Here is a 19,080-nt window from a genome sequence, read left to right as displayed (position 1 = left end):
CATGATCCGACCGGACTCCGCCTGGACCATCGCCTATCTGACCGTTCTGGTTGCGATGGGCCAGATGTCCACCGGCATCTATCTGCCCTCGATGCCGTCGCTCGCGGCGTCCTTCGCCACCGACAGCGGCACGGTGAAGCTGACCATGAGCGTCTTCCTGGCGGGCTTTGCGGTGGCGCAGCTGATCTATGGCCCGCTGTGCGACCGCTTCGGCCGCCGGCCGGTGGTGATCGGCGGGCTGGTGATTTTCGCGCTGGCGAGCCTGGCCTGCGCGCTGGCCCCCAGCATCGAATGGCTGATTGTCGCGCGGTTGTTCCAGGCCATTGGCGCCTGCTCCGGCCAGGTGCTGGGCCGCGCCATCGGCCGTGACCTGTTCGAAGGCCAGCGTTACGCCAAGGTGATGGCGATGGTCGGCCTTGCCCTGGCGCTGACGCCGGCGGCGGGGCCGGTGCTGGGCGGCGTTTTGCAGGTCGCCTTCGGCTGGCAGGCGAACTTCCTGTTCCTGGCGGGATGGGGCGCGCTGCTGCTGCTCGTCACACTGTTCGGCCTGCAGGAAACCAACCGGACGCCCGATCCGCGCGCCCTCAGCCTGCCGGTCATGGCGAGTAATTTCGGGCGGCTGCTGCGCAATCGCCTTTATATGGGCTATACGCTGACCCTGGCCTTCAGCTTCGGCTGCCTGTTCGCCTATATGACCGGCTCTCCCTTCATCCTGATCGACCAGCTCGGTATCCGCCCCGACCTGTTCGGCGTGCTGTCGATCTTCAACGTGCTGGGCTATGCCATCGGCAGCGCCATCGCCAACAAGGCCTCGGGCCGTGTGACGGCGCCGCGCATGGTGGCTGCCGGTGCGGTTGTCGTGCTGCTGTCGGGCATCGCGATGATCGGCTTCTCGCTGGCCGGCATCGTGACAGCCTACACCCTGATCGGGCCAATGATGGTGATGCTGACCGGCATGGGCATGCTGATCCCGAACGCCATGGCCGGTGCGATCAGCCCGTTCCCCGCCATGGCCGGCGTTGCCTCGGCGTTGATGGGCTTCCTGCAGATGGCGATGGCAATGGTGATGTCGGTGCTGGTCGGCCTGCTGCAGGCGGTGCATGATATGCCCATGCCTCTTGTCTTTGCCCTGTCGGCCCTGCTGACCTTCGCCAGCTACCTCGCCCTGGTGCGCGGCGCGCGGCCCGAGGGCACGGCGCGCCTGCAATGAGTGCGGCCGGAGCGATGCAGCTGTCGGTGGGGCGGGACCGCACAGTGTCCGTCACCGTCCGCCGCAGCGCCCGCGCGCAACGGCTGATCCTGCGCCTCGACCAGACCGGAACGGTAACGCTGGTGCTTCCGCTCGGCGTGCGCGACGCAGAGGCGCAGAACTTCCTGAAGGCGCATGCCGGCTGGCTGGAAAGCCGGCTGGAAAAAGTCCCCGAGCGGCTGGCCTTCGCAGCGGATGCCACCATTCCCTATCGTGGCGTCGAACACCGCATCCGGCATCGCCCAACCGGCAACCCGGCGCAAAGACGCGGCGTGGTGTGGCTTGAGCAGCCCCAGGAAGGGCTGGCGGAGGGACCCGAACTCCATATCGCCGGACCGGCCGAACATCTGCCACGGCGGCTGACCGACTGGCTGAAGGCGGAGGCCCGGCGCGACCTGGCAACGCGGTCCCGCCACTATGCCGCGCAGCTGGGGCGGCAGGTCGGGCGGGTGACGGTGCGCGACACGCGCAGCCGCTGGGGCAGCTGCTCCTCGAAGGGCGATCTGTCGTTCTGCTGGCGGCTCATCCTGGCCCCGGACTTCGTCATCGACTATGTGGTCGCGCACGAAGCCGCCCACCTCGTCGAGATGAACCATTCGATACGGTTCTGGCGCCTGGTGGATCAGCTCGGCGTCGAGCGGCAGCGCGCCCAGCGCTGGCTGAAGGCGAACGGCCCGCGGCTGCACCGCTATGGCTGAGAAGCCAAGGGCCGACAGCCTGCCGGTCGCGGTGCTGCTGACGGCCTGCGTCGCGCTGGGGCCGATCTCCACCGACATGTATCTGGCCTCGCTGCCGACCATGACGCGCGTCTTCGCGACCGACGTGGCCAGCGTGCAGCTGACCTTAAGCGTCTTTCTGGTCGGCTTCGCCGTCGCGCAGCTGATCTATGGCCCGCTGTCCGACCGCTTCGGCCGGCGCCCGGTGATGCTGGGCGGCATGGCGCTGTATTTCCTGGCCTCCATCCTGTGCGCGCTGGCCTGGAACATCGAGACGCTGATCGCCGCGCGCGGGTTGCAGGCGGTCGGCGCCTGTTGCGGCCCGGTGCTGGCGCGGGCCGTGGTGCGTGACGTCTATGGTCCGGACCGAGCGGCCAAGGTGCTGGCCTATATGTCGAGCGCCATGGCGCTGGTGCCGGCGGCGGCCCCTATCCTGGGCAGTTTCCTGCATGTCTGGTTCGGCTGGCAGGCGAATTTCTGGGTGCTGGCGGGCTTTGGCGGCACGGTGTTGCTGGGGCTGTTGCTCCTGCTGGCCGAGACCAACGCGCAGCGCAATCCCCAGGCGCTCGATCCCGCCATCCTGATCGGCAATTACCGGCTGATGCTGCGCGACCCCCTCTATCTCGGCTACGCGCTGACCGTCGCCTTTTCCTATTCCACCATTTTCAGCTTCATCTCCGGCTCCTCCTTCGTGCTGATCGAGGTGCTGGGCGTGCCGGAGCAGTATTTCGGCTTCTGCTTCGCCGCCGTGGTGCTGGGCTTCATGAGCGGCGCGCTGGCCGCCGGGCGGCTGACGCTACGCCTGGGCGGCGACCGGCTGATCCTGCTGGGCGGCACGCTGGCCGCGCTGGCGGGGACAGCCATGGCGGGGCTGGTGCTGGCCGGTCTGCCGAGCGTGGCCGGTATCGTCGGACCCTTCGCGCTGGTGATGGCCGGGGTCGGTCTGATCATGCCGAACGCCATGGCCGGCGCCATCGGCCCCTATCCGCGGATGGCCGGCGCCGCCTCAGCGCTGATGGGCTTCCTGCAGATGGGCATGGCAGCGCTGGTCGGCATCGGCGTGGGCCACTGGCATGACGGTACCGCCCTGCCGATGACAGTGAGCATCGCCGGCATGACGATCCTGGCGCTGCTCAGCTTCCGGTTTCTGGTGCTGCCCAGAAAGCGCTAGGGGGAACCGCTAATCCCGCGCACCGGACAGGCCGTCCACCCTGTTTCCCGGCAGAATGCCGGTCGCCAGCGCCGGACGCGACGGCTCGACCGAGGCCTGCTGGATGCGCATCAGCGCATGGGCGAACAGCGGGCTGGGCGGCAGGCCCTGATGGCTGCGCTCCATGAAGGCCTGCCAGGCCTTCGCCGGCAGGCCGCCGCCCGTTACCTTGTTCATCGGCGCAGCATCGTCATTGCCCATCCAGATGCCGGTCACCAGATCGCTGGAATACCCCACGAACCAGGCATCGCGGTGATCCTGGCTGGTGCCGGTCTTGCCCGCCGCCGGCCGGCTGAGCTGCGCCGCGCGGCCGGTGCCGTGGGAAATCACCCCGACCATCATGTCGGTCATCCTTGCCGCCTCGCCGGGCGACATCACCGGGCCGATCGCCGAGCCATTATGGCGGAACAGCACCAGCCCGTCGGCATCGCGGATTTCCCGGATGCCATAGGGAATGACGCCCTGTCCGCCATTGGCGAAGGGGCCATAGGCGCCGGTAAGCTCCAGCAGGCTGACCTCGTTCACACCGAGCGGCAGGCTGGGATGATTGGCGAGTTCGCCCGACAGGCCGAGACGGCGGGCGGCCTCGATGATCCGCGACCGGCCAACCCGTTCGGCGAGCCGCACGGTCGCGACGTTCGAGGATTGGGCGAAGGCGTCGGCCAGCGTGACCACACCGTGGTGCCGTCCATCGAAATTGGCCGGGCTCCAGTCGCCGATGCGGATCGGCTGATCCTCGATGCTGTCCGTCGGTTCCCAGCCGGCCTGCAGGGCAGCCAGATAGACAATCGGCTTGAACGCCGAGCCGGGCTGGCGCTGGGCCTGAGTCGCGCGGTTGAACTGGCTCTGCCCGTAATCCCGGCCGCCGACCATGGCGCGCACCCCGCCATCGAGGTCGAGCGCCACCAGCGATGCCTGCCCGACCCTGGCGGCGCTGCCGTCACGGACAAGCGCAAGCTTCAGCGTATCCTCCGCCGCGCGCTGCAGCGCCGGTTCCAACGTGGTGACGATGGTGATGTCGCGGTCGATATGGCCAAGATAGCCCATGGCGCGATCCAGCACCCAATCGGCGAAATAGCGCGCGCCATCGCCGCCGCGCGCCCCCGCCGCGATAGTGGTGCCCTGCTTCGCCGCGCGGGCGGCGGCGGCCGAATCGGCAAGACCGGCATCCACCATGCTCGCCAGCACCTGCCGGGCGCGGGCGTCGGCCTGCGCCTTGTCGCGTGACGGGTTATAGCGCGAAGGCGCCTTCAGCAGGCCGGCCAGCATCGCCGCCTGATAGAGATCGAGGTCGCGCGCGCTGCGCCCGAAATAACGCCGGGAAGCGGCATCCACACCATAGGTGCCGGCGCCGAAATAGACCCGGTTCAGATAGATACCGAGAATCTCGTCCTTGCTGAATTTCTGCTCCAGCCAAAGCGCGAGCAGCAGTTCCTTTATCTTGCGATCGAAGCTGCGCTCCGAGGTCAGGAACAGGTTCTTGGCCAGCTGCTGGGTGATCGTGCTGCCGCCCTGCACCACCCGCCCTTCGCGGAAATTGGCGATGCTGGCGCGGGCAAGGCCGAACAGATCGACACCGAAATGATCGTAGAAACGGCGGTCCTCAATGGCGATGACAGCACGCGGCAGGTGCCGAGACATCGTCTTCACCGGCAGGGTTTCGCCATAAACCTCGCCAAAACTGGCGAAGGCGCCGCCATCGGCGGCGAGGAGCTGGACGCTGGGCCGGCGCGCCTGCTCGTTCAGGGCGGAAATGTCCGGCAGCTGATAGGCGAAGTAACCGACCGCCCCGGCAACCAGCACCGACAACCAGACGACCGAAACCAAAGACCATTTTAGTAAAAAGCCGAATATTCCGATTCGGGCAGAAGCACCGGCGCTTTTCCTGCGCTGGTGTCGTGTCTCGGCGCGTCCCCGTTCCGGTGTTCGTTTTCTCGCCATGGAGCCCCGAACTTTCCACTCTCGGTTCACCATTAGCATGCTTTAGAGAAGCATGCCAAATACCTTCCGGTTCGTCTGGATCAATAAGTCCGATTACTCGGAACGGCTTTGATCCAGCGCCCCAAAAGCCTGGAAAGCCTTCAAAATCGCTGGTCCTGAGTCTTTGGTTTAACTGCCGATAAAGATAGACATTAATTTCAAGGTATTATTAGAAAAAATTGAACCAATGTCAAACCTTGCGTTCCTGCGCCAGCAAGCGACGCTTGCGATCGATCCCCCAGCGATAGCCGGCGAGCGTGCCGTCCTGACGCACCGCGCGATGGCAGGGGATGACCAGCGCTGCCGGATTGGTGGCACAGGCCCGCGCCACGGCACGCACCGCCTCTGGCCGGCCCAGCCCCGCCGCGATCTCGCTGTAGCTGCGCGTCTCGCCACGCGGAATGGCCCGCAGCGCCTCCCACACCTGATGCTGGAAAGCGGTGGCCCGGATATCGAGCGGCAGGTCGAGATGCGGGCTGCGGCCCCCCAGATGCGCCAGGATGGCCGCCAGCGCCGGCGCCAGACCCTGCTGGTCCGGCACGCGCATCGCCTTCGGAAATTCGGCGGCGAGGTCTGCCAGCGCCTCCGCCGCGTCATCGGCAAGACCGACCGCGCAGAGGCCGCGTTCCGTCGCCGCCACATAGAGCAGGCCCAAGGGCGTTTCCGCCAGCGCATAGCCCAGCGTCATCCCGTCGCCGCCCTTGCGGTAGACCGCCGGCGTCATGCCGAGATAATCCCCCGCCTTCTCGTAAAGCCGGCTGCTGGAGCCATAGCCGGCGCCATAGAGCGCGCTGCCGACGGCCTCACCCTTGCGCAGATGATGGCGCAGCCGCGCCTGCCGCCGCGCTTCCGTATATTGCTTCGGCGTCACCCCGACCAGTTGCTTGAACAGCCGCTGAAAGTGAAACGGGCTGAGCCCGGCGGCCGCCGCCAGGGTTTCCAGATCGGGTGCCGCCTGCCCCGCGCCATGGTCCGCCTGTTCGATCTGCCGGCAGGCGCGCCGCATCGCGGCCATGCGCGGGTCCGCGGAAGGCGCCTGTTCCGGCCGACAGCGTTTGCAGGCCCGGAACCCTGCCTGTTCAGCCGCCTCCGGCAGGTCATAGAAACAGGCATTCTCGCGCTTGGGCTTGCGGCTGGAGCAGCTCGGCCGGCAATAGATTCCCGTCGAGCGCACCGCATAGACGAAATGACCGTCAGCCGCGCCATCGCGCGCCAGAACCTGCAGCCAGCGTGCCGCTTCATCCGCCTGCTCCACAATTACCTGCCGTTCGGTCCGCATGATCGCCTCCTCGCCATCGCCTGTTAATCGCCTGTTATCGGCGCTAATCTGACGCTTCGCGCGATATTTCACTATCCGAAGCTTGCGGCGGAATCCCTGCCGCGGACGGGCCTTACAGTTCGCGTGTTCGTAATAAAAGCTTCACAAAACTGTCGTGAGAGCATAATGAATTGCGCCTACAAGAGGGCTCCAGCTTACCGTTGACGGGCCCATATAAGGGGGGACTATTCATGATTATCCGCAAAACTGCACTCGCCGCTGGCGTGATCGCCACCGCGCTCACCGGCGCCAGCGCCGCCAGCGCGCAGACCGAGATTCAGTGGTGGCACGCCATGGGCGGCCGCCTCGGCGAAATTCTCGAGGGCCAGGTTGAGAAGTTCAACGCCTCGCAGAAGGACTTCAAGGTCGTCGCGACCAACAAGGGCAATTACTCCGAGACCCTGAACGCCGGCGTCGCCGCGTTCCGCGCCAAGCAGCAGCCGCACCTGCTGCAGGTCTATGAGGTCGGCACCGCCAGCATGATGGCCGCCAAGGGCGCCGTGAAGCCGGTGTACGAGGTGATGAACGAGAACGGCTTCCCGTTCGACCCGAAGAACTATCTCTCCGCCGTGACCGGCTATTACAGCACGCTGGACGGGAAGATGCTGTCTTTCCCGTACAACAGCTCCACCCCGGTCATGTATGTGAACAAGGACCTGTTCAAGAAGGCCGGCATCGACACCATGTCGCTGCCGAAGACCTGGACCGAGGTCGGCGCCGCCGTTGACAAGCTGAAGGCCGCCGGCGTCGAGTGCCCGATGACCGTCTCCTGGCAGTCCTGGACCCAGCTGGAGAACCTCAGCGCCTATCACAATGTGCCGCTGGCCACCAAGGCAAACGGCATGATGGGCATGGACACCGAGCTGACCATCAACGGTCCGCTGCAGGTGAAGCACATCGACATGCTCGGCAAGTGGGCGAAGGAAGGCAAGTTCATCTATGCCGGCCGCCGCAACGAGGCCGGTGCCCGTTTCCGCAGCGGCGAATGCGGCATGATGTTCGAAAGCTCGGCCGGTTATGCCGGTGTGAAGAAGGAAGCGAAGTTCGAGTTCGCGATCAGCAACCTGCCCTATCACGCCGAGGTCGAGGGTGCGCCCTACAACACCATCATCGGCGGCGCGTCGGTGTGGGTGATGGCCGGCCATTCCAAGGAAGAGTACAAGGGCGTCGCCACCTTCCTGGACTTCCTGGCCTCGCCGGAAATGCAGGCGCACTGGCACCAGAACACCGGCTACCTGCCGATCACCCCGGCGGCCTATGAGCTGACCAAGAAGCAGGGTTTCTACGAGAAGAACCCGGGCACCGACATCGCCATCAAGCAGATGACCGGCAAGGCGCCGACCGACAATTCCAAGGGCCTGCGTCTGGGCAGCTTCGACCAGATCCGCACCATCATCGACGAAGAGCTGGAAGGCGTGTGGGCCGGTCAGAAGACCGCCCAGGCAGCGCTGGACAGCGCGGTCGCACGCGGCAACGAGCTGCTGCGTCGCTTCGAGCGGGCCAACAAGTAACACCGCTCACGCTCAATATCGGCCTGGGACGGCGCATCCTTGCGATGCGCCGTCCTGGTCGTTAATAAACCGCCTCCGGATCGCCCCGCACTCCAGATCAGACCGCCCAGATGGAAAAACGCGTCGTCTTTCGCCAGACCCTGCTGCCCTTGATGCTGGTCTTTCCGCAGCTGGTCATCACCGCCGTCTTTTTTCTGTGGCCGGCCAGCCAGGCGCTGTACCAATCCTTTCTGATCGAGGACGCGTTCGGCCTGTCGAGCGAATTCGTCTGGTTCGAGAATTTCGAGAATCTGCTGCGCGACCCGCTCTATTTCGGCTCCTTCAAAACCACGGCAGTGTTCAGCGTCTCCGTCACGCTGCTGTCGCTGGGCATGGCGCTGGTGCTGGCCGTGATGGCCGACCGGGTGATCAAGGGCACAGATGCCTACCGCACGCTGCTGATCTGGCCCTACGCCGTGGCGCCGGCCATTGTCGGCGTGCTGTGGATGTTCATGTTCAACCCGTCGATCGGCATCATCGCCTACTGGCTGAAGCAGAGCGGCTATAACTGGAACCATGTGCTGAACGGCGAGCAGGCGATGGGGCTGATCGTCTTCGCCGCGGCCTGGAAACAGATCAGCTACAATTTCCTGTTCTTCCTGGCCGGGCTGCAATCGATCCCGAAATCGCTGATCGAGGCGGCCGCCATCGATGGCGCCGGCCCGTCGCGGCGGTTCTGGACGATCATCTTCCCGCTGTTGTCGCCGACCACCTTCTTCCTGCTGGTCGTCAACATCGTCTATGCCTTCTTCGACACGTTCGGCATCATCCACGCGACCACGCAGGGCGGTCCCGGCAAGGCGACCGAGACGCTGGTCTACAAGGTGTTCTCCGACGGTTTCGTCAGCCTCGACCTCGGCGGTTCGGCGGCGCAGTCGGTCATCCTGATGGCCATCGTCATCTCGCTGACCGTCGTGCAGTTCCGCTATATCGAACGCCGCGTGCATTACTAGGAGCGCGCCATGATCGAACGCCGCCCCGGATTGACGATCCTCAGCCACATCATCCTGCTCAGCGGGATCGCGATCGTCGCCTTTCCGCTCTACATCACCTTCGTCGCCTCCACCGTGACGCAGGGCGAAATCATGCGCCCGCCGCTGCCGCTGGTGCCCGGCCCGCACATGATCGAGAATTACAGCCGCGCCCTGTTCGAAGGGTCGAGCAAGGTGATTCCGGTCGGGCTGATGATGCTGAACAGCCTGATCATGGCGCTGGTCATTGCCATCGGCAAGATCGCCATCTCGCTGACCTCGGCCTTCGCCATCGTCTATTTCCGCTTTCCGTTCCGGATGCTGTGCTTCTGGACGATCTTCATCACGCTGATGCTGCCGGTCGAGGTGCGCATCCTGCCGACCTTCGAGGTGGTGGCCGATCTCGGGCTGCTGAACTCCTATGGCGGGCTGACGATTCCGCTGATCGCCTCGGCGACCGCGACCTTCCTGTTCCGGCAGTTCTTCATGACGATACCGGACGAGCTGCTGGAGGCCGCGCGCATCGATGGCGCCGGGCCGATGCGCTTCTTCCGCGACGTGGTGCTGCCGCTGTCGCGCACCAATATCGCGGCGCTGTTCGTCATCCTCTTCATCTATGGCTGGAACCAGTATCTGTGGCCGCTGCTGATCACCACCGACAAGGACATGAACACCATTGTCATGGGCATCAGCCAGATGATCGGCGTGGATGATTTCACCGACTGGCCGGCGGTCATGGCGACCGCCATGCTGGCCATGCTGCCGCCGGTTGCCATCGTCATCTTCATGCAGCGCCTGTTCATCAAGGGCCTGGTCGAAACCGAAAAGTAAGGCTTGGAAGGGTCAATACCGATGGCTGACGTCCATCTGAAGAACGTCTTCAAAAAATACGGCGACACCCAGGTGCTGCATGGCATCGACCTGGATATCCAGGATGGGGAATTCATCGTGCTGGTCGGCCCGTCGGGCTGCGGCAAGTCCACGCTGCTGCGCATGGTGGCGGGGCTGGAAGACATCACCGGCGGCGACATCTCGATCGCCGACCGCGTGGTGAACCAGCTGGAGCCCAAAGACCGCGACATCGCGATGGTGTTCCAGAACTATGCGCTGTACCCGCACATGACGGTCTATGCCAACATGGCCTATGGGCTGAAGATCAAGGGCCTGCCGAAGCCCGAGATCGAAAAGCGGGTGCAGGATGCCGCGGCGCTGCTGCAGATCGGCCAGCTGCTGGAGCGCTTTCCGCGCCAGCTGTCCGGCGGCCAGCGCCAGCGCGTCGCCATGGGCCGCGCCATCGTGCGCGAGCCGGCCGTATTCCTGTTCGACGAACCGTTGTCCAACCTCGACGCCAAGCTGCGCGTGCAGATGCGTGTGGAGATCAAACGGCTGCAACGCCGGCTGAAAACCACCTCGATCTATGTGACGCACGACCAGGTCGAGGCGATGACCATGGCCGACAGGCTGGTTGTCATGAATCTCGGTGTGGCGGAGCAGATCGGCACGCCGCTGGATGTCTATGAGAAGCCGGCGACCATGTTCGTCGCCGGTTTCATCGGCTCGCCCTCGATGAACTTCATGCCCGCCAGGCTTGCCGATTCGGGCCGCACCATCGATCTCGGCGGCGGCGTCGCCCTGCCGGTTACCGAAGCGGTTCTCGGCGCCGCAGACGGCCATCCGGTTATGCTGGGCATCCGCCCCGAACATCTGCAGCAGCACCAGGACAAGACCGCCGACACGCTGGAAGTCGCCGTCGATCTGGTGGAAATGCTGGGCGCCGACACGCTGGTCTATGGCACCATCCAGGGCACCGAGGCGCATCTGACCGCGCGCCTGCCCGGCGTGGCCCAGGCCCGCCCCGGCGACACGATCTATCTGCGGCCGGCCGATGGCGAGGTGCATCTGTTCGACCGCGAGACCGAGAAGCGCCTGAACTGATCCCTGCCGCCAGCAGGAAATTATTTGCTATAGGCAATTAATTTGGCCATGCTCGATTCTCCTGCAAGGGAGGGTAGGGCATGGCCGAGTCCGTTCGTGAACAGCGCATCGCGGCGATCCGCCGCTTCAGCCGCTTCTATACCCGCCGCATCGGCGTGCTGCATGAGGGCCTGCTCGGCAGCCCCTATTCCCTGACCGAGGGCCGCATCATCTACGAACTGGCGCGGCGCGCGGCGCTGACCGCCAGCGATCTCGGCGCCGATCTTGGCCTTGATGCCGGTTATCTGAGCCGCGTACTGAAGGGTCTGGAGGATAAGGGCGTCCTCTCGCGCAGACCCTCGCCGGAGGATGCCCGCCGCGCGCTGCTGTCCCTTACGGAGGGCGGGCAGGCCGCCTTCGCCCTGCTGAATGCGCGCAGCCATGACGAAATCGGCGAACTGCTCGACACGCTGCCGGAAGACGCGTGCCAACGGCTAGTTTCCGCCCTGAAAACAGCGGAGACCCTGCTGTCGGGCGAGGCCGTGCCACCATCCTCCTATCTGCTGCGGCCGCACCGCCCCGGCGATATCGGCTGGGTGATCCAGCGCCATGCCGAGCTCTATGCCGAGGAATATGGCTGGGATATCAGCTTCGAGGCGCTCGTCGCCGAGGTGGCGGCTAAATTTCTGCATGAGTTCGACCCCACCGGCGATTGCTGCTGGATCGCCGAGATGGCGGGAGAGCGCGTGGGGTCGGCCTTTGTGGTGCGCCAGGATGCGGAAACCGCGAAGCTGCGGCTGGTGATTGTCGATCCGAAGGCGCGCGGGCACGGCATCGGGGGCCGCCTGGTGGAGGAATGCCTGCGCTTCGCCCGCCAGGCCGGTTATCGTCGGATGATGCTCTGGACCAATGATGTGCTGCACGCCGCCCGGCACATCTACGAGAAGGCCGGATTCCGGCTGGTCGCTACGGAGGCGCATCACAGTTTCGGCAAGGATCTGGTCGGCGAGACCTGGGAACGCGATCTGTGACGGCCGCGCCGGCAACCGACCGGCGGCTTGCCCTGCTGGCCGGGCTGGCCGCCGCCGGCACCGGCATCCAGGTGGGCGCCACCCTGGTCGCCAGCCGCTATGTGGTGGAACAGACCGGACCGGCAACGCTGACCCTGCTGCGTTATGCGCTGGGTCTGGCCGTCCTGCTGATCCCCGCCCTGCTGGCACCGAAGGCGCGCTTCGCACCGCGTGACCTGCTGGCCATCGCCCTCCTTGGCATCGGCCAGTTCGCGCTGCTGGTGGCGCTGCTGAACATCGGCCTGCAATACACCACTGCCGCCCGCGCCGCCCTGGTGTTCGCCAGCATGCCGCTGTTGACATTGCTGCTCGCCGCGATGATCAGGCAGGAACGGCTGGGCGGCGCCAAGGGCCTGGGGGTGCTGCTGACGCTGATTGGCGTCGGGCTGGCGCTGGGCGAGGCGCTGGCCGCGCCCACCGAAGGCGGGAAGGACTGGCTCGGCGCGCTGGCCGTGCTGGGCAGCGCCGTAACCGGCGCCCTCTGTTCCGTGCTCTACCGGCCCTATCTCGCGCGCTATCCGGTGGTCCGGGTCGGAGCGCTGGCAATGGCGGCCGCCATCCTGTCACTGCTGCTGCCGGCCTGGTGGGAACAGGAATCCACGCCCCTGGCCAGCATCGACAGGACAGCCGCGCTCGCCGTGCTGTTCATCGGCCTCAGCAGCGGCGTGTTCTTCTTCCTCTGGCTCTGGGCACTGCGCCATGCCCCGGCCAGCCGGGTCGCCGTGTTCCTGGCACTCAGCCCACCGACAGCGGCGCTGTTGGGCGTCACGCTGCTGAACGAGCCGCTGACCCCATCGCTGCTCGCGGGAAGCGCCGCCATCATCGCCGGCATCGTGCTGGCACATCGCCAGGCAGCCTGAACATTGCGGCTTTGACAGTCTCCATATAAGTTGATATCAACTTTTGGACACAGGAGGCCAAGATGACTCTTTTCTGGATCGTAACGATTGCCGTTCTGGCGATTCTCGCCGTACTGGCCATCGCTATCGCGCGGCAGCCGGACAGCTTCCGTGTCGCCCGCTCGACGATGATCGACGCGCCGCCGGAGACGGTGTTCGCCATCCTGAACAATATCCGGCGCGGCATCGACTGGTCGCCGTTCGAGCGGTCCGATCCCAACATGAAGCGTACCTTCACCGGCCCGGACAAGGGCGTCGGCGCCACGCTCGCCTGGGACGGCAACCGGCAGTGCGGGACCGGCAGCATCCGCATCGTCGAGAGCATCCCGCACAGCCATATCGCCCTCGCCCTGGAGATGAGCCGGCCGATGAAGGCCAGCAATCGCGTCACCTTCACGCTGGAACCCTCCCCGCAGGGCACGCGCCTCACCTGGGCGATGGAAGGCCCGATGAATTTCGCAGGCAAGGCCTTCAGCCTGGTCTGCAACTCCGAGAAGATGGTCGGCGGGATGTTCGAGACCGGCCTCGCCGAGCTGAAGCAGCTGGCGGAATGGGAAGCACCGCGGGCCGCCTGACAAAAAAGTCCCGCCTGAAAAGGCGGGACTGTCTCTGCGGCACGGGATCACCCGTGCATCAATTCGGTATGGTCGCACCCGGCTTCATCGTACCGGTGCCTTCCGAGGCCTTGGCCGGCATGTCGGCAGAAAGCTCGACGGCGACAAGATGCTCGGCGCATAAATCGGCCGCCCCCGGCACCGGCTTCGAATCGCCCGGGAAGGTTGTCCAGCCGGCTTTCTCGATCAGGCTGTCACGGCTCCAGCTGCTTTCCTTCTTCAGCGCCGCGAGCTGCCCGGCGGCATCGGGCCCGGCGAGGAAATTGTCGATGCACATGTTGGACGCCAGGGTGGCGCGGGAGTCCCTGCCGGCGTCGTAAGCCATGGTTTTCGCCGTATTGCCGGTAACCCAACCGCCCCAGATGAAGCCGATCAGCACCGTGCCGACCACGGCGCCGATGGTCGTCCAGGCCCAAAGAGCCTTGGTAGGTTGGAAATCGTCAAACTTCTGCATGAAGCTTTTCTTGTCGGTCATTGCATAACTCCTGACAATAATTCTTCTGCCTGAAAAAAATTCTTAAATTTCCAGCCAAAAATCAAATTAACTCTATGATAAAGGTGGCTATTGATTAGGCCTATTCAACGCAATTATTTCGTGTTTATTCCCTTCGCCCTGCCACTCCGTACAGCCATTCAACGGTAACCATCTTGTCCGCAACGAAAAACCCCGCTCCGGAGAGCGGGGTTTCTGTCACCGAAAAAGGGAACCGAATAACCTATTCGGCGGCCTTGGCCTGGGTGCCGGGGAAGCGGAACTGGGTCTGAGCCAGCTTCTCCTCCAGCGCGGCATAGCGCTCGTCGGAGATCGCCACGAAGGGTGGCCGCACCGGACGCCAGGCGGCATCGCCGGTCTGCCGGGCGATCATCTCCTTCATGGCGCTGGCCGCCGGCGCGCTTTCCATGGCCACGCGCTGGGCCGTCATCTCGGCCTGCAGGGCATCGGCCTGGTCGCTCTTCCAGTTGGCATAGACCTTTGCGGCCTGGGCGCAGGTGACATTCACCGTAGCCGAGATGGTGCCGGGCGAGCCCAGGCGCAGCACATCCAGCAGGTACTTCTCGGTGCCGGAGTACAGCTCGAAGCCCGGATGCTCGGTCAGCATCTTCTTCATATGCTCGAAATCGCCGGAGCTGTCCTTCATGCCCACCACGATGCCGGGGTAATTCTTGATCAGCTTCGCGGTCACGGCATCGGGGATCGGCACGCCCGACATCTGCGGGAAGTGATAGAGGAATATCTTCATCCGCGGATCGTTGATCCGGTCGATGGCAGTGGCGAAGGCGGCGTAGAGCCCGTCCTCCGACTGGTTCTTGTAGTAGAAGGGCGGCAGCATCAGCAGGCGCACGACGCCGGCGGCCAGCGCCGCCTTTGACAGGGCGACCGTGTCCGGGATGGCGCAGCAGCCGGTGCCGATCATCAGCTTGTCCTTCGGCAGGTCGGACTTGCCGATCGCCTCGATGACTTCCAGCCGCTCGGCAACGGACAGCGAGTTCGCCTCGCCGGTGGTGCCGAAGATCAGCACGCCGTCGCAGCCATTGGCCAGCAGCCATTTGGCATGCGCGAGGGTGCGCTCGGTATCGATGGAAAGATCGGGCTTGAACGCGGTAAGGCTGGCGGCGACGACGCCCGCCGGGCCGGTCAGGGTGCTCATCTGGGGTCTCCTGCGGAAATGTTTGTAAGCGCTTTCACAATTCTATGGGCGAAAGGCGCCGCGAATCAAGCGGCGGCGCTGTCGCGCGCCTTATAGCATCTTGTCGAGGGTCTCGGCCATCCGTTCCGGCGGGGTCTCATGCGTGAAATTGGCAAGATAGTTACCGTCCGGCCCCATCAGGTAGATGATCGCGCTGTGGTCCATCAGATAGTCGGCGGCACTCTCGCTCTCGACCTTCTTGTAATAGACCCGGTAGGCCTTGGCGGCCCCGGCCACCTGTTCCGGCGTGCCGGTGAGACCAACCATGCGCGGATGGAAGAAGCCGACATAGTTCTTCATCTGCTCGACCGTGTCGCGCGCCGGATCGACAGTGATGAAGATCGGCGCGATCTTCGCCGCCTTCTCCTCCGGCAGCATGTCGAGCGCCTGGGCCATAACCTGCAGGCCCAGCGGACAGACATCCGGGCAATAGGTGTAGCCGAAATTCACCAGCATGTACTGGCCGCGGAAATCGCTGTCGCGACGCGGCTTGCCGTCCTGGTCCACCAGCTCGAACGGTCCGCCGATCAGCGTGGCCACGCCCTCCGGCGCGTCCTGCTGCATCATCATATAGACGCGCCCCGCCAGGGCGATCAGCAACACGAGCGCACCGGCGATGAAGATCAACAGGGCGCGGCGCAGCAGGGTGGAAGACATCGGACAGTCTTTCGCAACGGTCGGAAAAGATCGGAAGGTTAATCGCAGTCTGCTTTTATAGCGGGACCAGGGCCGGACAATCCATGCGTCCTGCCGTCGCACACCCAGAAGGGCACGTCCAAAGGGGACGGGAAAGAGAACCGGTAATGCCAGGGTCATTTGCGGATTCCCCGGCGACTCCGGCCGATACCCCGCAGAACCTTGCATTCCTCTCGCATCAGGACTATCTTATGGGCGTAGGAGTATTTTTATGTTGCAACCTTTCGCCCCGACCGTCGCGCCAACGCCGACCACGACCGTGGTGCCCCCGCGGCCTGCGGAGATTCGCGGTGAGCCGGTGCAGGTCACGCCGGAAGCGGTCACCAGCAACCGCCAGGTTGCCGAGCGGCAGCGTCAGGACGAGCGCACCCGCGAGAACCAGCAGCGTGATGGCGGTCGCCTGTTCGACGCCAGCAACGCGCGACAGGCCAGCCAGGCAAACACGGATGCGCGCGGCTCCCAGCTCGACATTTCCGTCTGACGCCGGATTATCCTGCAATAATCTCCCAGGCCGGCTCTTGCCGGCCTTTTTCATGCTCTCTCCACTGTACATTCCGCCGCGCAAGACCGGTATTTCCGCTTGCCGCCGTCGATAAAGCCCGCCAAATCTAGGCGCATGTCGCGCGATTCCTCAGACAGGCCCGATTTCCAGGCCGACAAAACGACTCTGGACTCTTCCCTCAACAAGGGGCCGGTGAACCGTCGCGTGCCCGAAGGCGACAACCGACCGCGGCTGATCTGCGACGATTGCGGCTTCATCCATTACGACAATCCGAAGATCGTGGTCGGCGCCATCTGCCTGCACGAGGACCGTATCCTGCTGTGCCGCCGCGCCATTCCGCCGCGCATCGGCTACTGGACGCTGCCGGCGGGTTATCTGGAGCTGAACGAATCGACCGAGGCCGGTGCGGTACGCGAGGCCTTCGAGGAGGCAACAGCCCGCATCGAGATCGAGCGCCTGCTGGCGGTCTATAACATCCCGCGCATCAGCCAGGTGCAGCTGATCTACCGCGCCCGCCTGCTGTCGCCCGAGGTGGCGGCGGGCGAGGAATCGCAGGAGGTGGCGCTGTTCCGCTGGGAGGATATACCGCGCCAGGAGATCGCCTTCCCCAGCGTGCACTGGGCGCTCGACCATCATCGCGAAACCCAGGCGATGAGCGATTTTCCGCCCTTCGGCAATCCTGCCGGCGAAACCGGACACTACTGAAGCACACCATGCCCCGTTCCTATGCCGACCGCGCCGTGGCGCTGGCCACGCTATCCGCCGTTCTGGACCGCAACCGGCCGCTGGAGGACGCGTTCGACGAGGCGGCGGGTGATAAGGCTGGGGGCGACCGGCTGTCGGCCCGCGACCGGGGCTTCGCCCGGCTGATCGCCAGCACCACGCTGAAGCGCCTGGGCCAGGCCGACGATCTGATCGCGCAATGCCTGGAAAAGCCTCTCGCGGCCTCGGCCCAGCCGGTGCGCCATGCCTTGCGGCTGGGCGTCGTGCAATTGCTGTTTCTCGACGTGCCGGCCCATGCCGCCATCGATTCCGCCGTCTCGCTGCTGGGAAAGACCCGCCATGCCGGCTTCAAGGGGCTGGCGAACGCGGTGCTGCGCCGGCTCGACCGTGACGGCAAGGCGCTGCTAGAGGCGCAGGATGCCGCCCGCCTGAACATGCCGGACTGGCTGTGGCATCTGCTCAGCACTGTCTATGGCGATACGACCGCCCGCGCCATCGCCGCCGCCAACCTGACCGACCCGCCGCTCGACATCAGCGTGGCGACCGACGCGGCGCTTTGGGCCGAAAGGCTGGAAGGGGTCCTGCTGCCGACCGGCACCATCCGGCGCGGCTTCGGCGGCGCCATATCGGATCTACCCGGTTATGCCGAAGGCGCCTGGTGGGTGCAGGACGCCGCCGCCGCCCTGCCGGCGCTTCTGCTGGGCGATGTCGCCGGCAAGAATGTGATCGATCTGTGCGCCGCCCCCGGTGGCAAGACCGCACAGCTGGCCGCGATGGGCGCGCATGTCACTGCCATCGACCGGTCGGCGAAAAGGCTGCAACGGCTGTCGCGGAATCTGGAGCGCCTCGGCCTGTCCGCCGGCGTGGAGGCCGCCGACGGTACCGTCTGGGCACCCGCCGAACCCGCCGATGCCCTGTTGCTGGACGCGCCCTGCAGCGCCACCGGCACGATCCGCCGCCATCCCGATGTGGCGCTGGGCAAGACGCCCGCCGACGTCACCAAGCTGTCCGCACTGCAGGACCGGCTGCTCGATCACGCCGCCGAACTGGTGAAACCGGGCGGGCTGCTGGTCTATGCCACCTGCTCGCTGTTGCCGGCGGAAGGCGAGGAGCGCATCGCCGCCCTGCTCGATCGTGCCCCGGCCGCGTGGGAACGGGTGCCGGTCGATCCTGCCGAGATTGGCGGCTGGAGCGAGTGCGTGACGCCGGATGGCGATTTGCGCACCCTGCCCTGCCATCTTGCGGAACAGGGCGGACTTGATGGATTCTATGCCGCGCGCTTGCGGCGTCTTGGTTAAAGCGATAAGGAACGCAGCATGTCCCGACCCGTGAAGATTGCCCCGTCGATTCTGTCCGCCGATTTCGCCCGGCTGGGCGAGGAAGTACGCGCGCTGACCGAGGCCGGCGCCGATTATGTGCATGTCGATGTGATGGACGGGCATTTCGTGCCGAACCTGACCATCGGCCCGCTGGTGGTGAAGGCACTGCGCCCGCACAGCGCCCTGCCCTTCGACGTGCATCTGATGATCGCGCCGGTCGATCCCTTCATCGAAGCCTTCGCCGAGGCCGGCGCCGACATTATCAGCTTCCATCCGGAGGCCGGCGCCCACCCGCACCGCACCGTGCAGCTCATCAAATCGCTCGGCAAGAAGGCCGGCATCGTGCTGAATCCGGCGACCCCCGTGGAAGCGGTCGAATATCTGATGGGCGATATCGACCTGATTCTGGTGATGAGCGTCAATCCCGGTTTCGGCGGGCAGAGCTTCATCGACAGCCAGCTCGACAAGATCGCCCGGCTGCGCCGGATGATCGACGACAGCGGCAGGGCGATCGAGCTGGAGGTCGATGGCGGCGTCAACACCCGCACCGCCCCGCAGGTCATCGCCGCCGGCGCCGATGTGCTGGTCGCCGGCACCGCCACCTTCGCCGGCGGTACCGCCGCCTACGCCACCAACATCCAGACCTTGAGGGGCAAGTAGG

Annotated in this window: 19 protein-coding genes; 14 read left to right on the top strand and 5 right to left on the bottom strand. The window is 65.2% G+C overall.

From position 1 onward, the window contains the following. Position 1: 1 nt before the first annotated feature. The 3 genes from BKM74_RS01385 to BKM74_RS01375 are packed head-to-tail and all read left to right on the top strand — an operon-like array spanning position 2 to position 3,136. On the top strand, positions 2 to 1,210 hold the full coding sequence (locus BKM74_RS01385) for a multidrug effflux MFS transporter (RefSeq protein ID WP_086463902.1): 1,209 nt from the start codon (positions 2 to 4) through the stop codon (positions 1,208 to 1,210). Beyond that, on the top strand, positions 1,207 to 1,947 hold the full coding sequence (locus tag BKM74_RS01380; RefSeq protein ID WP_086463901.1) for a M48 family metallopeptidase: 741 nt from the start codon (positions 1,207 to 1,209) through the stop codon (positions 1,945 to 1,947). The genes BKM74_RS01385 and BKM74_RS01380 overlap by 4 nt, the downstream gene beginning before the upstream one ends. Next, on the top strand, positions 1,940 to 3,136 hold the full coding sequence (locus BKM74_RS01375) for a multidrug effflux MFS transporter (RefSeq protein WP_086463900.1): 1,197 nt from the start codon (positions 1,940 to 1,942) through the stop codon (positions 3,134 to 3,136). The genes BKM74_RS01380 and BKM74_RS01375 overlap by 8 nt, the downstream gene beginning before the upstream one ends. Before the next feature lie 9 nt (positions 3,137 to 3,145). Here the strand turns inward: BKM74_RS01375 and BKM74_RS01370 are convergent, their stop codons facing one another. Both BKM74_RS01370 and ada read right to left on the bottom strand, forming a co-directional pair. After that, positions 3,146 to 4,978 (bottom strand): transglycosylase domain-containing protein, encoded by a 1,833-nt coding sequence (locus BKM74_RS01370; RefSeq protein WP_086464231.1) that lies wholly within the window; start codon positions 4,976 to 4,978, stop codon positions 3,146 to 3,148. Positions 4,979 to 5,345: 367 nt separating this feature from the next. Further along, on the bottom strand, positions 5,346 to 6,434 hold the full coding sequence (gene ada, locus BKM74_RS01365; RefSeq protein ID WP_086463899.1) for a bifunctional DNA-binding transcriptional regulator/O6-methylguanine-DNA methyltransferase Ada: 1,089 nt from the start codon (positions 6,432 to 6,434) through the stop codon (positions 5,346 to 5,348). 230 nt (positions 6,435 to 6,664) lie between these two features. Here ada and ugpB point away from each other — a divergent pair, with 230 nt between their 5' ends. The 7 genes from ugpB to BKM74_RS01330 all read left to right on the top strand — a co-directional run bounded on the left by ugpB (position 6,665) and on the right by BKM74_RS01330 (position 13,452). Beyond that, positions 6,665 to 7,984, top strand: a complete 1,320-nt coding sequence (gene ugpB, locus BKM74_RS01360; protein WP_086463898.1) for a sn-glycerol-3-phosphate ABC transporter substrate-binding protein UgpB — start codon at positions 6,665 to 6,667, stop codon at positions 7,982 to 7,984. 110 nt (positions 7,985 to 8,094) lie between these two features. Continuing rightward, positions 8,095 to 8,976, top strand: a complete 882-nt coding sequence (gene ugpA, locus BKM74_RS01355; protein WP_086463897.1) for a sn-glycerol-3-phosphate ABC transporter permease UgpA — start codon at positions 8,095 to 8,097, stop codon at positions 8,974 to 8,976. Between the two features lie 9 nt (positions 8,977 to 8,985). After that, on the top strand, positions 8,986 to 9,825 hold the full coding sequence (gene ugpE, locus BKM74_RS01350; RefSeq protein WP_086463896.1) for a sn-glycerol-3-phosphate ABC transporter permease UgpE: 840 nt from the start codon (positions 8,986 to 8,988) through the stop codon (positions 9,823 to 9,825). 21 nt (positions 9,826 to 9,846) lie between these two features. Continuing rightward, complete coding sequence (locus tag BKM74_RS01345) at positions 9,847 to 10,929, top strand: sn-glycerol-3-phosphate import ATP-binding protein UgpC (RefSeq protein WP_086463895.1); 1,083 nt, start codon at positions 9,847 to 9,849, stop codon at positions 10,927 to 10,929. An 80-nt stretch (positions 10,930 to 11,009) separates the two neighbouring features. Next, positions 11,010 to 11,939, top strand: a complete 930-nt coding sequence (locus tag BKM74_RS01340; RefSeq protein ID WP_086463894.1) for a bifunctional helix-turn-helix transcriptional regulator/GNAT family N-acetyltransferase — start codon at positions 11,010 to 11,012, stop codon at positions 11,937 to 11,939. Beyond that, positions 11,936 to 12,838, top strand: coding sequence for a DMT family transporter (locus tag BKM74_RS01335; protein WP_086463893.1), 903 nt, complete (start codon positions 11,936 to 11,938; stop codon positions 12,836 to 12,838). Before BKM74_RS01340 ends, BKM74_RS01335 begins: the two co-directional genes overlap by 4 nt. 62 nt (positions 12,839 to 12,900) lie before the next feature. Continuing rightward, positions 12,901 to 13,452, top strand: coding sequence for an SRPBCC family protein (locus BKM74_RS01330; RefSeq protein WP_086463892.1), 552 nt, complete (start codon positions 12,901 to 12,903; stop codon positions 13,450 to 13,452). A 58-nt stretch (positions 13,453 to 13,510) separates the two neighbouring features. Here the strand turns inward: BKM74_RS01330 and BKM74_RS01325 are convergent, their stop codons facing one another. The 3 genes from BKM74_RS01325 to BKM74_RS01315 form a co-directional block, all read right to left on the bottom strand. Continuing rightward, positions 13,511 to 13,966 carry a hypothetical protein gene (locus tag BKM74_RS01325; RefSeq protein WP_086463891.1) on the bottom strand — a complete coding sequence of 152 codons (456 nt, stop codon included), beginning with the start codon at positions 13,964 to 13,966 and terminating at the stop codon, positions 13,511 to 13,513. Positions 13,967 to 14,207: 241 nt separating this feature from the next. After that, positions 14,208 to 15,140 (bottom strand): dihydrodipicolinate synthase family protein, encoded by a 933-nt coding sequence (locus BKM74_RS01320; protein WP_086463890.1) that lies wholly within the window; start codon positions 15,138 to 15,140, stop codon positions 14,208 to 14,210. Between the two features lie 90 nt (positions 15,141 to 15,230). Further along, entirely contained in the window at positions 15,231 to 15,836 is a 606-nt protein-coding gene (locus BKM74_RS01315) for an SCO family protein (RefSeq protein WP_086463889.1), read from the bottom strand. A 250-nt stretch (positions 15,837 to 16,086) separates the two neighbouring features. Between BKM74_RS01315 and BKM74_RS01310 the strand changes: the two genes are divergently transcribed. The 4 genes from BKM74_RS01310 (at position 16,087) to rpe (ending at position 19,079) form a co-directional block, all read left to right on the top strand. Then, positions 16,087 to 16,356, top strand: a complete 270-nt coding sequence (locus BKM74_RS01310) for a hypothetical protein (RefSeq protein WP_086463888.1) — start codon at positions 16,087 to 16,089, stop codon at positions 16,354 to 16,356. A 135-nt stretch (positions 16,357 to 16,491) separates the two neighbouring features. Further along, positions 16,492 to 17,082 (top strand): NUDIX hydrolase, encoded by a 591-nt coding sequence (locus BKM74_RS01305; RefSeq protein ID WP_086463887.1) that lies wholly within the window; start codon positions 16,492 to 16,494, stop codon positions 17,080 to 17,082. A gap of 8 nt (positions 17,083 to 17,090) precedes the next feature. Beyond that, positions 17,091 to 18,398 carry an RsmB/NOP family class I SAM-dependent RNA methyltransferase gene (locus BKM74_RS01300; RefSeq protein WP_086463886.1) on the top strand — a complete coding sequence of 436 codons (1,308 nt, stop codon included), beginning with the start codon at positions 17,091 to 17,093 and terminating at the stop codon, positions 18,396 to 18,398. 18 nt (positions 18,399 to 18,416) lie between these two features. Beyond that, positions 18,417 to 19,079: a ribulose-phosphate 3-epimerase gene (gene rpe / locus BKM74_RS01295; protein WP_086463885.1), complete on the top strand. Its 663-nt coding sequence runs from the start codon at positions 18,417 to 18,419 to the stop codon at positions 19,077 to 19,079. Position 19,080 lies beyond the last annotated feature (1 nt).

Source organism: Oceanibaculum nanhaiense (genome assembly GCF_002148795.1).
Taxonomy (GTDB): domain Bacteria; phylum Pseudomonadota; class Alphaproteobacteria; order Oceanibaculales; family Oceanibaculaceae; genus Oceanibaculum; species Oceanibaculum nanhaiense.
The sequence above is the reverse complement of the archived record's forward strand: the minus strand, read 5'-3'. Positions and strand labels throughout refer to the sequence as shown.

Coding starts and splice junctions, on each gene's coding strand:
- BKM74_RS01385 (WP_086463902.1), top strand. CDS start 2: ATGATCCGACCGGACTCCGCCTGGACCATCGCCTATCTGACCGTTCTG.
- BKM74_RS01380 (WP_086463901.1), top strand. CDS start 1,207: ATGAGTGCGGCCGGAGCGATGCAGCTGTCGGTGGGGCGGGACCGCACA.
- BKM74_RS01375 (WP_086463900.1), top strand. CDS start 1,940: ATGGCTGAGAAGCCAAGGGCCGACAGCCTGCCGGTCGCGGTGCTGCTG.
- ada (WP_086463899.1), bottom strand. CDS start 6,434: ATGCGGACCGAACGGCAGGTAATTGTGGAGCAGGCGGATGAAGCGGCA.
- ugpB (WP_086463898.1), top strand. CDS start 6,665: ATGATTATCCGCAAAACTGCACTCGCCGCTGGCGTGATCGCCACCGCG.
- ugpA (WP_086463897.1), top strand. CDS start 8,095: ATGGAAAAACGCGTCGTCTTTCGCCAGACCCTGCTGCCCTTGATGCTG.
- ugpE (WP_086463896.1), top strand. CDS start 8,986: ATGATCGAACGCCGCCCCGGATTGACGATCCTCAGCCACATCATCCTG.
- BKM74_RS01345 (WP_086463895.1), top strand. CDS start 9,847: ATGGCTGACGTCCATCTGAAGAACGTCTTCAAAAAATACGGCGACACC.
- BKM74_RS01340 (WP_086463894.1), top strand. CDS start 11,010: ATGGCCGAGTCCGTTCGTGAACAGCGCATCGCGGCGATCCGCCGCTTC.
- BKM74_RS01330 (WP_086463892.1), top strand. CDS start 12,901: ATGACTCTTTTCTGGATCGTAACGATTGCCGTTCTGGCGATTCTCGCC.
- BKM74_RS01325 (WP_086463891.1), bottom strand. CDS start 13,966: ATGACCGACAAGAAAAGCTTCATGCAGAAGTTTGACGATTTCCAACCT.
- BKM74_RS01320 (WP_086463890.1), bottom strand. CDS start 15,140: ATGAGCACCCTGACCGGCCCGGCGGGCGTCGTCGCCGCCAGCCTTACC.
- BKM74_RS01315 (WP_086463889.1), bottom strand. CDS start 15,836: ATGTCTTCCACCCTGCTGCGCCGCGCCCTGTTGATCTTCATCGCCGGT.
- BKM74_RS01310 (WP_086463888.1), top strand. CDS start 16,087: ATGTTGCAACCTTTCGCCCCGACCGTCGCGCCAACGCCGACCACGACC.
- BKM74_RS01305 (WP_086463887.1), top strand. CDS start 16,492: ATGTCGCGCGATTCCTCAGACAGGCCCGATTTCCAGGCCGACAAAACG.
- BKM74_RS01300 (WP_086463886.1), top strand. CDS start 17,091: ATGCCCCGTTCCTATGCCGACCGCGCCGTGGCGCTGGCCACGCTATCC.
- rpe (WP_086463885.1), top strand. CDS start 18,417: ATGTCCCGACCCGTGAAGATTGCCCCGTCGATTCTGTCCGCCGATTTC.